This is a genomic window from Microvenator marinus (assembly GCF_007993755.1).
Taxonomy (GTDB): domain Bacteria; phylum Myxococcota_A; class Bradymonadia; order Bradymonadales; family Bradymonadaceae; genus Allomicrovenator; species Allomicrovenator marinus.
The window spans coordinates 4,131,841-4,144,413 of record NZ_CP042467.1 but is presented as its reverse complement, the minus strand read 5'-3'; the positions used below and the strand labels follow the sequence as shown (position 1 = coordinate 4,144,413).

Annotated in this window: 11 protein-coding genes; 5 read left to right on the top strand and 6 right to left on the bottom strand. The window is 54.9% G+C overall.

The genetic code is table 11. The features are described from left to right. Window positions 1–62 precede the first annotated feature (62 nt). From FRD01_RS17135 to FRD01_RS17125, 3 genes are all read left to right on the top strand, one after another. On the top strand, window positions 63–1,262 hold the full coding sequence (locus FRD01_RS17135; RefSeq protein WP_146961798.1) for a M20 metallopeptidase family protein: 1,200 nt from the start codon (window positions 63–65) through the stop codon (window positions 1,260–1,262). Continuing rightward, window positions 1,259–3,154 carry a TIM-barrel domain-containing protein gene (locus FRD01_RS17130; RefSeq protein ID WP_146961796.1) on the top strand — a complete coding sequence of 632 codons (1,896 nt, stop codon included), beginning with the start codon at window positions 1,259–1,261 and terminating at the stop codon, window positions 3,152–3,154. Before FRD01_RS17135 ends, FRD01_RS17130 begins: the two co-directional genes overlap by 4 nt. A 120-nt stretch (window positions 3,155–3,274) precedes the next feature. Continuing rightward, a complete protein-coding gene (locus FRD01_RS17125; RefSeq protein WP_146961793.1) occupies window positions 3,275–3,946 on the top strand; it encodes a sigma-70 family RNA polymerase sigma factor in 672 nt (223 codons plus the stop codon). 3 nt (window positions 3,947–3,949) lie between these two features. Here FRD01_RS17125 and FRD01_RS17120 read toward each other — a convergent pair whose 3' ends face one another. Next, window positions 3,950–5,518: an HD domain-containing phosphohydrolase gene (locus FRD01_RS17120; RefSeq protein ID WP_249755698.1), complete on the bottom strand. Its 1,569-nt coding sequence runs from the start codon at window positions 5,516–5,518 to the stop codon at window positions 3,950–3,952. Between the two features lie 769 nt (window positions 5,519–6,287). Here FRD01_RS17120 and FRD01_RS17115 point away from each other — a divergent pair. Further along, the gene (locus tag FRD01_RS17115) at window positions 6,288–6,626 is read left to right on the top strand and encodes a hypothetical protein (protein ID WP_146961789.1); all 339 of its coding nucleotides are present in this window, start codon (window positions 6,288–6,290) and stop codon (window positions 6,624–6,626) included. On the opposite strand, the gene FRD01_RS17110 is transcribed toward FRD01_RS17115, so the two are convergent. From FRD01_RS17110 to FRD01_RS17100, 3 genes are all read right to left on the bottom strand, one after another. Further along, entirely contained in the window at window positions 6,598–6,885 is a 288-nt protein-coding gene (locus FRD01_RS17110; protein ID WP_146961787.1) for a hypothetical protein, read from the bottom strand. The two genes, FRD01_RS17115 and FRD01_RS17110, sit on opposite strands and share 29 nt — an antisense overlap. Window positions 6,886–6,970: 85 nt before the next feature. Continuing rightward, entirely contained in the window at window positions 6,971–9,478 is a 2,508-nt protein-coding gene (locus FRD01_RS17105; RefSeq protein ID WP_146961785.1) for an ATP-dependent helicase, read from the bottom strand. Between the two features lie 39 nt (window positions 9,479–9,517). Beyond that, complete coding sequence (locus FRD01_RS17100) at window positions 9,518–10,189, bottom strand: hypothetical protein (RefSeq protein ID WP_146961783.1); 672 nt, start codon at window positions 10,187–10,189, stop codon at window positions 9,518–9,520. A 23-nt stretch (window positions 10,190–10,212) separates the two neighbouring features. Between FRD01_RS17100 and FRD01_RS17095 the strand changes: the two genes are divergently transcribed. Next, window positions 10,213–11,298 carry a beta propeller repeat protein gene (locus tag FRD01_RS17095; protein WP_146961782.1) on the top strand — a complete coding sequence of 362 codons (1,086 nt, stop codon included), beginning with the start codon at window positions 10,213–10,215 and terminating at the stop codon, window positions 11,296–11,298. On the opposite strand, the gene FRD01_RS17090 is transcribed toward FRD01_RS17095, so the two are convergent. Together FRD01_RS17090 and FRD01_RS17085 are read right to left on the bottom strand one after the other, a co-directional pair. Then, the gene (locus FRD01_RS17090) at window positions 11,279–11,674 is read right to left on the bottom strand and encodes a hypothetical protein (protein ID WP_146961780.1); all 396 of its coding nucleotides are present in this window, start codon (window positions 11,672–11,674) and stop codon (window positions 11,279–11,281) included. The two genes, FRD01_RS17095 and FRD01_RS17090, sit on opposite strands and share 20 nt — an antisense overlap. Window positions 11,675–11,742: 68 nt before the next feature. Beyond that, window positions 11,743–12,468: an SDR family NAD(P)-dependent oxidoreductase gene (locus tag FRD01_RS17085; RefSeq protein WP_146961778.1), complete on the bottom strand. Its 726-nt coding sequence runs from the start codon at window positions 12,466–12,468 to the stop codon at window positions 11,743–11,745. Between the last annotated feature and the right edge of the window lie 105 nt (window positions 12,469–12,573).

Sequence of the window (12,573 nt, the reverse complement as noted above, 5' to 3'; positions counted from 1 at the left end):
ACGTGGGGGCATACGTTAGGTTGGTGCGCCGTTGCCGGGTGTTCTTTGGGCCGAGCTCTATCATGAAAGAAGCGTTAATCGAGCAATTTGAGGATAAATTAGACGGACATGCTGAGGAGATCGTCTCTCTTCGAAGGCATCTACATCGCTATCCGGAGTTGTCGAATCAGGAGTTTAGAACCACGTCGTTGCTGACTGAACGCCTGAGTGCGGCTGGTTTTGAGGTTCATGTACGGCCTGAGGGCACGGGTTTTTTTGCAGACCTGACTCCGGCAGGATTTTCGCCGGAAACACATCGCACCGTGGCTATCCGGGCGGACCTTGATGCCCTGCCGATACACGAAATGACGGGGCTTGAGTTTGCGTCCGAGGTGCCAAATGTCATGCACGCGTGTGGCCACGACGTGCATATGTCGGTGGTGACGGCCATTGGAATCGCGGCAAACGCGCTGGAGCTTCCGGGCCGACTGCGCTTGATTTTCCAGCATTCCGAGGAGTCGATCCCTGGGGGCGCGCTCGATATGGTCGCGATGGGCGCGGTAGAAGGCGTGGACTACGTGCTCGGAATGCACGTGGATCCAGAGTTGGAAGTCGGCAAAATCGGCGTCAAGTCCGGGGCGTTTACCGCTGCATTTGATACGTTTCGTTTTGAAATCACGGGTAAGTCTGGCCATGGGGCTCGACCACATCATTGTGTAGACCCGATATACGTGCTGACACAGGTTGCGAACGCGCTCTATCAGGCGTTCGGCAGGCGTTTGGACGCGAGAGACCCCACGGTTTTCTCGATCGGAATGATCAATGCGGGCACAGCGCCCAACATCATTCCCGAAAAGGCGACCATGAGCGGGTCTGTGCGGACCCTATCACAGGCGCAGCGCGACCAGGTTCCGGACCTGCTCCGCCAGGTTGCGGCAGGCATCTGCGCGGCGCACGGGGCGACTTACGCGCTGGATTTGATTCACGGAGCGCCAGCCATCATCAACAATCCTGACGTTTGCGATGCGATTTCAGCGGCAACTGTTGAGGTGCTAGGTGCTCAATCCCTGCACCAAATCGCGCTGCCCAGCATGGGTTCGGAGGATTTTTCGGTCTACCTTCAAGACACTCCGGGCGCCATGTGTCGTGTTGGCGTCGCGCGTGCCGACCAACCGAAATACTTCCTTCATTCCGCGCATTTTGCGCCCGACGAGTCTGCGCTCTTGATCGCCGCAAAAGTCTTAGGTAGAGCAGCTTTAACCTTGATGACGAGCTCGAAATGAAAAAACTTGGTTCACTGACTTGTGCCTTTTTGGCTCTGGGACTTCTTGCGTGTTCAGAAGATGAACAAGACCCGGGCTTTCCGCCCGTGGAGCCTGTGGATCTGGGGCCTGATTTCAACAATTCAGAACCTGATTTGGGCTCGGACGCCGAGGCGGATTCAGACCCTGACCAAAGTTTTGCGTGTGAGCACGCGGAAGATTCGGTGCCGGAGGCGGAGCTCTACACGCCACGTTGGGCGTTTTTGCCCTGGATTTCCAAAGACATCTCAGACCGAGATGATTCCTACGAGTTCGTCAATGGTTTCCTCGAGCGCGATATCCCGCTCGGCGTGTTGGTTTTGGATAGTCCATGGGAGACGAGTTACAACACGTTTATCCCCAATCCTGAGCGCTATCCGGATTTTGACCAAATGGTGGCGGATTTCCGCGAAGACGGTGTGCGAACGGTCCTCTGGGTCACAGCCCAGGTCAATGAGGCATCTTTCGACCTCGAGAGTGGTGGTGACACTTATGTTGGCCCAGCCTCCAACTTCGAAGAGGGGCTCGCTTGCGGCTACTATATCAACGATGGACGCACTGACTTTTGGTGGAAGGGGCGTGGCGCAAGCGTGGACTTCTTTAACCCCGGAGCACGTGCGTGGTGGCATGCACAACAGGATGCTGTGCTTGAGGCGGGTGTTGCTGGTTGGAAACTTGATTTCGGCGATGAGTACGTGACCGGTGATACGGTGGTCACAGCCGAAGGGGTCAAGCCACATCAGGAGTATTCGGAAGAGTACTATCGTGATTTCTTCAATTATGGCGCGGCAAAGCTTGGGACGGACGAGTTTGTGACCATGGTTCGAGCCTATGACCAATCCTACCAACACGAGGGGCGATTCTTTGCGCGTCGTGAGCATGCTCCTGTTGTTTGGGTCGGGGATAACCATCGCGATTGGGTAGGTCTCGAAGACGCGCTAGACCACACTTTCCGGTCGGCTGCTGCAGGTTACGCCGTGGTAGGCTCAGACCTTGGTGGGTACCTGGATCGCGACGAGCTTAGTTTGGGCACGGTGATTCCGTTTGACCGCGTGAACTTCCTGAGATGGCTCGCGGTTTCTGCGCTCTCTCCATTCATGCAGCTGCACGGGCGCGGCAACACGACCCCTTGGACCTTACCAGACGACCCCAATCCTGAAGAATCGGTGGCGCTCTATCGCTACTGGTCAGTGTTTCATACCGAGCTGATTCCTTTCTGGTACTCCCTCTCGCGAACGGCGTACGCCACCGATGGCGCAGAGAATATCATTCGGCCCCTGGGCGAGGAGAGTACTTGGGCCGGCGACTACAGGTATATGTTGGGTGATGCGCTGCTGGTGGCTCCGATACTGGATGAGACGGGAATTCGCGACGTTGAGGTGCCCGAGGGCGAGTTCTACGATTGGTGGACTGAAGAGCCTGTGACTGGTGGTCAGACGTTGAGCACAGACTTCTCAACGGACCTCGGAAAGATCCCTCTTTGGGTTAAGCGCGGGGCGATTATTCCCGTTGAGACTGACTCTGACTTGACCGGTTTCGGCGCGCCCGAATTAGAAGGGGCGCTGACCGTGCTCGCCTGGCCTGCTACCGAAGCGACGAGTTTCGATCTCTACGAGGAGGACAAGTCGTTGACGGAGCTCTCGATGGATGCTGATTCCTTTGAAATCTCCAAGACGGTGAGCACGACATATGTGCGCCTGCGCATGGACACAGCGCCGACCGCGGTGAGTGTGAGCGGCGAAGGCCTTGAAACCTTTGAGGAAGCAGCGAGCTTAAGCGACCTCTATGCAGCCGATTCAGGTTGGGCGATGGACGGCACCTACCTCTGGGTGAAGCTCCCGGAATCAGGCGTCGCGAGCACGATCTCGTTCTGATCCGGGGCGATTATCTGAAACTTTCCGGGGTTTGGAGCGTCCTATCAACGAGGCCGTTCTCTGACAGTATGGGCTAGTCGAGTGACGGTTGCAGGGTGGCTTTCCCATCCCGGAGGACCTATGGACACACTCGATAAACCATTGTCGGGTCTGGAACTGGAAAAAGTATTTCAAGAGACAGCGCTGGTACATCAGCCTGAACTCTACGCGGCAGCGTTGCGCTACACGCGCAACGAAGGTGACGCTCAGGATCTCGTTCAAGAGACCTTTTTGAAGGCCTATTCTAACTTTCACCGTTTTGAACAGGGCACTAATTGTAGAGCGTGGTTGTTCACGATTTTGACCAATACGTTCATCAATCGCTTTCGGCGTAAGAAGAAAGAGCGCGAGATTTTGGGGCAGGATGACTTGTCCTATGTGCGCGAGAATTTTCACAGCACGGATTCCAGCGATTTCTACCAGAATCCTGAGCGCGGTATGGTTGAGCGCACGTTCTCGAAAGATATGAAAGAGGCGTTGGAATCCATCCCAGAAGATTTCCGCCGAGTCGTTGTGCTCGCCGATTTGAACGACTTTTCATACAAGGAAGTCGCTCATATTTTGGATTGTCCGGTCGGCACGGTCATGTCGCGACTTTTCCGCGGCAGAAAGCTACTGCGCAAGCAATTGGCGGACGTAGCGTTTGAGCGCGGTGTGATCCGAGACAAGATTCCGTTCTTGCATGAGGAGAGCAATCGAACGCGACGCTCAGTGCGTGAGGCTCGTCTCGAAGAGATGGACCTGGCGAGCTAGAGTCTAGTCTTCAGGAGCAGCAAGGGCACTCATCGTGCCGCTATCTCTGGGCGCCTCGAGCGCCCTTTTGTGTTTGGCGGTGTTCTTAAGAGCGTCCCAGCGCGCTGCCTTGGCCTTCTTGAAAGAACGGTCTTGCGAGATTTCGCGAACAAATACTTCGACCAAGCTGGGGTCAAATTGCCTGCCTGCAAAGGCTTGAATCTCGCGAATGGCCACATCATGCGGAAGAGCACGGCGGTACGCGCGATGCGAGGTCATGGCGTCATAGGTATCTGCGATGGCTAGGATGCGACCGTGGAGTGGAATCTCTAGGCCCGCGAGGCCTCTTGGGTATCCTTTTCCGTCCCAGCGTTCATGGTGAGTGTAGACGCCAGGGATGAGGTCGTGGAGGAATTTGATAGGTTCGAGAATCCAACGACCGCGCGTGGTGTGACTCTTGAACATTTCATATTCGCCCTCGGTGAGGGGTTCCGCCTTGTTGAGGTCTTCGTACCGGATGCCGAGCTTTCCGATATCGTGGAGAAGTGCGGTGTCAGCGATGAGTTCGACTTCCGAATCCGGAAGATCAAGGCCCTCTGCGATCATGCGCGCATACTTGCTCACACGCTCGGAGTGGCCGCGCGTGTAGGGGTCTTTATCCTCGAGCAGGTTTGCGAAGGCCTGAATGGTTTCTTTGAAGGTGGTCTGCAGGTTTTGATAGAGCTTGGCGTTCTCGATTGCGGCTGAAGCTCGTCCGCAGAGCACGGCGAGCATCTTTCTTCGGCCTTCAGTGAAGCGCCGATTTTCTTCGAACGCGAAGCCTACAAAGACGCCGATCGTCTGGTTTTTGGCCCTCAGCGGCACACCCATGATCGATACTAGGTTTTGCCCAGCTTTGGGGATGAACTTCCTGGCTTCGCCGTTGTGAAAGATGCCGGAAATATCGAGGTCTAAGGCTTCTTCGAGAGCGCCAACATCCACACCGTTGACGATATTAACGTGGACTTCATCGAGGTCTGAGCGCATCCAGCGCCGCTCACACCTGAACCCATCGGGCTGATTGGTCCAAAGCGCGAGGGCATCGGCACCCATTTCTTCGCGAGCAGTGTCGATCAGGAGGTCGTAGATGCGCTCCGGCATGAGGGTAGCCGTCATCTCTTCAGAGACGGTGTAGAGCTTGAGCGCCTCGCGAAGCTGTATATTTTCTGCTTCAAGCGATTGTTGCGCGAGTCCACGTTCAACCAGTCGAATCACATCTTGAACCTTGAACGGTTTCAAGATGTAGTCGAAGGCCCCATTTTTCATGGCGTCAATTGCGGTCTGTACCGTGCCAAATCCGGTCATCATGATCGAGAAGGCTCTGGGCGCGATTCTCTTGATATGACCTAGGAGTTCAAGCCCATCCATGCCCGGCATTTTCAAGTCGAGAAGGACGGCATCAAAATCGTTTTTTTGTAGGCTAGAAATGGCGTCTTTGCCATTGGAGACAGCACTTACGTGATAACCCTCCATGGTTAGGAAATCTACCAAGACCTCCCGAATCGACTCCTCATCATCGACTACGAGCAGCCTTGCTACGGGTGTGTCTGTCATCGCGAAAACCTCTCGCCGCATGCTTCGCAAAAGCTAACACAAGCCCTCGCTAAGCACAATGCGACACTCCGGCACGGCGCGGGTCGCTTTAGCAAAAAAATGAGAAAAATTCGCAACACTTCTTCAAAACGTCCGAAAATATAGGAGAGGAGTTTTCAAATTGGGAGGACCTATGGATTCAAAAGAACACATCATTCACAATCGACACGAGAAATGGTGCTTGGAAGTCGCGCTACCATTTTGTGGCAAGGTGATACGCCATCGTGCATTTCGCCAGCATCTGGTGGTCGATGCGCAGATTCGACTCGAAAGACCCTTGGATATCTGGGCGGATTTGAGTCCGTACCTCGTTTCACGCACTACCCTTATCGAACACTTTTCAAACTCAGTAAGCTTGGGGTGTTTCGCATCCACTCAGGAAAAGATTTTTCATTCGCTCAAGATTTACGAGAACCGGCCGTTGAAGGACCGAGGTGATGAGCGATCACCTTCGATGGTGATTCTATCTCATCGCCAGCCGGACAAACTTCTGAGAATCAATGGTCTCTTTGAGCCGATGGGACCGAGCGGATTGTGGGTGAAAGGCCCCCTTGACTTTGGGACAACCTTTCTGGTCGTGACTTCGCGATTGCCACCTGATCCACGCTACGATTGGCTCAGAATGACTACGAGAGTTCCGAAGAATTCGTTAGAATATGAGCGAGCAACTGCTTTGATAGCTGGTGAGAAAATAGATAGAATGTCACGGGAAAAAGTGAAGGAGAGTGTTATGGAACTAATGATAGACGGTAAAACCCCTTTCGACTTCAAAGAGGAACTTGAGCAAGTCAAACGCGAGTTTGCCGAAGTTATGTCGGCATATGGCCGTGTGACTACCGATTTGAACGAGTTGAAGGAATTCAAAGAGCAGGCTGAAGAGCAGAAGAAGCAGGCTGAAGAGCAGAAGAAGCAGGCTGAAGAGCAGAAGAAGCAGGCTGAAGAGCAGAAGAAGCAGGCTGAAGAGCAGAAGAAGCAGGCTGAAGAGCAGAAGAAGCAGGCTGACGAACGCGTTCGAAAACTAGAGGCCGAGAACGAAGAACTCAGGCGCCTGCTTGCTCAGAAGAAGTAGGCGTCTCGTCTTCTGACTCTACTTCGTCTTTGTTCACTGGAACTGATTTCTCAGGCTCAGGGGTCTTTTGCGAGCTCCGCGACTTCTTCCACTCTTGGAATTCGAACTCATCCATCATCATTTTGCGCTTCTTATAGACTTCGATGACGGACTTTACGCCTTCAACGGCCACCGTAGCCGCGCCCTTCTTGAGCATGTCTTGGCCAATTTCTTTCCAGATATTCTTGCTAGCTTCGGTTGCGATTTTGGACCACATCATAAACCTCCGTGCCATGCTCCTTGAGCATTCTAATCTAAAACAACTCAGGTTTCGAGATATTCGCGTCCAGCTTCAGATGTAGGCCTTAGAGCAGCTGCACAAACTTCCGAATGACTTTCTTCTCCCCGACGGTCGGGAATTTAATAGTGAGCTTGGCGCTATCTCCTTTACCCGAAACGGCGAGTATTCGCCCGACTCCGAAGGAAGGGTGTGTGACGGTGCGGCCCTTGATGGCGTCTTCGTCGGCATCATCAAGCCCCATCTCTGAGACGTCCCACACCGGCTCTTCGTCGTAAGGATTAACCTGCGAGTACTCGTCGTATTGAGGCTTGGGCGCGGCCGCCTTCATACGGTTGAATTGGCGCAGATTGTCCTGTTCCGTCACGGTTTGGTCAAACTCCCACATGTCACGTCCAGCCACCGGCGCACCGGGCATCCAAGCACGAGCTTCGGGTTTGGACTTTCCATATTGCACCGTTCGACTTGAGCTTCGTGGGTCAATCGCGAGCAAGTCCTCGTCGATATCGAGCACAAAACGGCTGGGGCGCGTATCTTTGATTTGACCGAACACACGGCGCCTCTTGGCATTGGTGATGGTCAACTGCCTTTCGGCACGAGTAATGGCCACGTAGGCGAGGCGGCGCTCCTCATCCATCTCCTCGGGGTCTTCGTCTCGCGCAGATGGGAACATGTCCTCCTCCATCCCGACCAGAAAGACCGTGTCGAACTCGAGTCCCTTTGAGCCGTGAACGGTCATGAGCGTGATGGCACCACGGTCGTCGATATCGTCCGTGCTCTGAATCAACGCGGAGCGGTCGAGGAAGGCACGAAGGGTCTGAACGCCACGCGGCTCGCGGCTTTGCCGGTCCGGTGTGAATTCGGATTCGAACTCCGAAACCGCATTGAGCAACTCCATTACGTTCTGCTTTCGGTCGTCAGCTCGCTCGGGGTCATTGTCCGTGAGGAACTCAAAATACCTCACCTCGTTGATGAGCTCAGTAAGCACGTAGGAGAGAGACTTCTCCTTGAGCCTCTGGCGCACGACCTCCACGATCCGAACAAACTCTTCCACGCCGGCCTGGGTTCTACCCTTCAGACCACGGATTTCCTCAACTGCTGGGTCGTCTAGGGCAGATGGCGGTGGCGCAAGACCGGGCAACCACCCACCCACCACGGGCTCCACAAGCTCCACGGGTTCCGGGGCCTCCTCGCCCGCCGCAATTCTGAGCGCGGCATACACGCCGCCGACCTGAGGCAAAGCTGCTGCCACGCGGAACTTTTCGATGCTCGTATTGCCGATACCACGTGTTGGTTTGTTCAAAACGCGCAGGAGGTCGACTTCGTTGGCCGGATTCAGCGCAACCTTGAGGTAGGCGAGGATATCCTTGATCTCTTCGCGCGCGTAAAAGCTCATGCCTCCGACCACCTGATACGGAAGGCCCTCAAACCTGAGCTGCTCTTCAAAGGCGCGAGCCTGCGCGTTCTTGCGAAAGAAGATCGCAAAATCTGAGTAGGACTGACCGGCCCGGACGGCCTGGGCCACTCGGTTGGCCACGTACTGTGCCTCTTCTCGGTCATCGGTGGCCGTAAAGTAGGTGATATCGGCGCCTTCGAGGTTGTCTGTCCACAACTCTTTTTCACGACGCGTGTGCATCTTGCTGATGACGTGATTTGCAGCGCGAAGGATGCGTTTTGTGGAACGGTAGTTCTGCTCGAGCTTGATGACTTTAGCGTCCGCGAAGTCCTCCTCAAACCCGAGGATGTTCTGGATTGTGGCGCCGCGCCAGCGGTAGATGGCCTGGTCGTCGTCTCCGACCACCGCTAAATTCTTGTGGTAGGTGGTGAAATGCCGCAGCAATTCGTACTGAGCGGGGTTTGTGTCCTGGAACTCGTCCACCATGATGTAGCGCCACTGCATTGAGTAGCTCTGTGCGATATCCGGGTGTTTTCTGAAGAGTTCGAGCACGCCCAAAATTAGCTCGCCGAAATCCACACAATTCGCGGCTTTGAGCGCGTCCTGGTAGGTCTCGTAGAATTCGGCGTCCTGCTCGGTGCCCTGGTCGAAGGCCCGTTCGTGGGCCTGGGTTGGGGTCAGGCCATCGTTCTTGTAGCCCTCCACCACTGCGATCAGACGCCGCGCCTCTACGCGTTCATTACTGCGGCCCATCTCTTCGAGCACTCGGCGCGCAAGGGAGATTTGGTCCGAGTCGTCATAAATCACAAAGTCGTTGTTGAGCCCGATCTTCTTGGCGTGCCGCCTCAGTAGTCGAGCGCAAAGCGAGTGGAATGTGGAGATCGTGATGAGGTCGGCGGCTTGCGGGTCCTCGACCAATGCCTCGACCCTGTGTCGCATCTCCGCACACGCCTTATTGGTGAAGGTCATGGCGAGAATCTGCTCGGGATGAACACCACATTCCGCGATGAGCCAGGCCATTCTGTGCGTCATAACGCGCGTCTTACCAGAGCCCGCGCCGGCTAGAATGAGGAGCGGGCCCTCCTGGTGAGAGGCAGCCTCGCGCTGAGGCGGATTCAGACTCTTGAGGAGTGGACTTTCAGTGTCTGGCGAATTTTTGAGTGTGTACTTGCGTGCCATGGCCTTCTTTTGGCCTCAACCTGAACAAAATGCAAGTAGTCATTGAGGACTTTCATCGAGGATAATCGCATCCTTTGTGCCCTGCACCGCGGCTTTCACAAAGGCCATGCGCTCCTCGTTCGATTCAAAGGGTTTGCGGCCTCTTCTCCCCATATCAATTGCAAACTCGAGTGGAGTGAACGCGAGTCTGATGGCCTTTCGAAGCGTTGTCGTGGGCGGCCCCTCGTGGATTGTTCGCACGTAGCCGAGCTCAAAAAACCGGATCGCGGCTTCTGGTGCGAAGCCTGCGCGATGCACCCAATCTACGGCTGCGCTGATGGAGGCGGCCTCTACTTCTCCGATCTCAAGTACCAGTTTGGTGAATGCTGCGGGGATGCTTGCGCTGATCTGCAGCGCGCCGAGACCCTCCTTGAGTATTGGGTGGGGCGCCTTTTCGACCAACGGTGAGGTCTTTCGCATGTACGCAGAGACGTTCTTGAAGACGTGCTCGAAGATGCCGGAGAGGATTGCGTACGCGACCGCGTAGGCGATGACGTCTTCACCTTCTTCCGCCACCTCGGGGGGAATCGCAACATTTCCCAACATGGCGCCAACGTGCTTGACGGCCGCGATTCGGATGGTGATCTTCCTGTCCAAATCCACGCCGGCAGGTGCATGATCGAGTAGTCTTTTGGTAATCTCTTCCATGTTTAGATAATCGGAGCGTTTCACGTCGGACGCAAGTGAGGAGCAATTTGAAGAAGAGAATTCAACGATTCGGCCCGATGGGACTCTTTGTCATTGGCTTTGGCGTGGGCTGTTCCAACTTGGATACACAGACGCCAAGCGTAAGCCCCACGGATCTGCCTGAATCTCATCCTTGCTTGGAGTATAGAGCCAACGCGATGCTCGTAGAAGATGAACGCATCTGGCTCGGCTGTGGCGAAGGCACAACGGGGTTTGGGCTCTTCGGCTGGGACGGAAGGTCGTGGCAGGTTTCGACCGAACCTACGGACTACTTCGGCACCTTTCGGGTGACCTCCATTCAGCGGGCAGAAGACGGCTTTCTCTATGTCGCAGGCACCCAATCGCCGGGATCCGACATGGTGGTACGTGTGGACACCGCCAGTGAGCCGTTCCAAGTAGAGAGTGTCTTAGAGCGAGGCAGTACGGTCGGAACATCGTTCAGTGTTGGAACCTTTCGAAGAACCCCAGGCGGGTTTGAAGTGGCTGAATCCCTGACCGGTCATGACATTCTCTACCGAGCTGCGGGAGAGTCGGAATTCTCAGTTACGCAAGACGTCTTCTCGAGTGGGCAATCTCATCAAATTTTGGACCTCGAGTTAGACGGGGAAGAGTTGTACGGGGTCGGGAGTACGATTTCAGAGCCACATGTCGTGATGCTTCCAGCTCGAGACGCGAGCTGGCTTAAGTTTGAAGTGGTCGAACTCTCTACCGTTGGGACACTCTGGGATCTGAGCGTAGAGGCGGGCAATGTGCTAGCAGCGGGCGTGGAAGAAACGCAAGATTTCGGCGCAATTTGGACCCACCAAGGCTCGCCGAATGCCCTGGAGTCGTGGCGGTTGTTTGATGTGCGGGACCTTGTCGGAGACTCGAGAGCGACCCGATTCTACGGCACATGTCGTGCCGGCGACATCATGGTGGCGGTGGGTGATTATAGCCAACGAGGAGACGGTCTGGCCGTGCGCAGCAGGGATGCTGGAGAGACATGGGAAGACATCACTCCACCAGACGCCCCAATCCTTGGGGAATGTGAGGTTTTTGCTGACGGTAGTGTGTTATTAGTGGGAGGCGAAGGGTTTATTGAGCTGGTCGACTAAGCCTTAAGTACCAATAAGACCAAAGGCCGTTGAACGCCACGAAGATACCGAAGATGGCCCAGCCGAGAGGCGGTGCGCCCTGGAGCATGCTGGCGAGGATGCCGAGCACGGCAGTACCTGACCAGAGAATTTTGAGCCTGAGCATTGTCAAAAAGGACTTGGCGGTGGCGTTTCTCCCCAAAAGGCTTTCTACACCAATACCAATGAGCGCTGCCCCTACAAGGCGTGCAGTGAATGGGTCGGTCATTTCCCAACCGAGCAGGCGCAAGAAGGCGTCGGGTGCGACAAGGAGTGGCAGCGCAAAGAGAATATCGGCCCAGAAATGTATCACGAACCAGGTACGAAGTGCCTTTGGCACCTCTTGAGTCTGTTCCACAACGCCTCCGCGAAGAAGATGGTTATGGCACGGTTTTACATGAACTTAGGCGCCCCAGCTAGCGAGACTCACCACGGAATCTCTTGGCCGTCCCACGCGAAGAATTTGCCGGTCTGTGAGGCATCGAGTTGGTTCAAGACTTCGAGGATTTTTTGGGCGGAATACTCGGGAGAAAAAAGTTTATGGTCGGGTACATTTTTTTGAAAAGGCTCTGAGAGAGCTGTGGCCACGGTTCCGGGATGCACACTAACCATGGCACATTGAGGGGCTTTACGCGCCATCTCAATGGATGCCGTTCGCATAAACTGATTTAGGGCGGCCTTAGAGGCGCGGTACCCGTACCAGCCACCGATGAAGTTATCGCCGATGCTTCCGACGCGGGCTGAGAGGGTGGCAAAAATGCTCGGCTCGTCGTGTCTAAAGAAGGGGTGGAAATGTTTGAAGACGAGCGCTGGACCAATGGCATTGACCCGAAAAATCCTCGCGAGGTTTTCTGGCTCGAGGTCTTGTAGCTTCTTCTCGGGGCCGAATTCTTCGGTATGAAGCATGCCAATCGTGTTGACCAAGAGGTGAACTTTTTGATGCGACTCTCGCAACTTCTGGGCGGCGGCAGCTATGGATTCTTCGTCCTCGATATCCAACAGGATTTGGCATTGAGGGTCTAGGTTGGATGGAGGATTGGTACGATACGTGCCGACTACGTTTGCAAATCTTGAATCGGAGGTGAGGTAATGTGTTATCGCCTGCCCTATCCCTCCCGAAGCCCCGAGAATTACTGCAACTTTTGAATCCACAACAAACGCCTGCTTCTGACACGACTATAACGATGCGGCGTCGTTCCGATTAGGTGCGTAGTCCCCTTGTTGCAAAAAGTGCTTGAATCTCGGTCACTCGAAGTT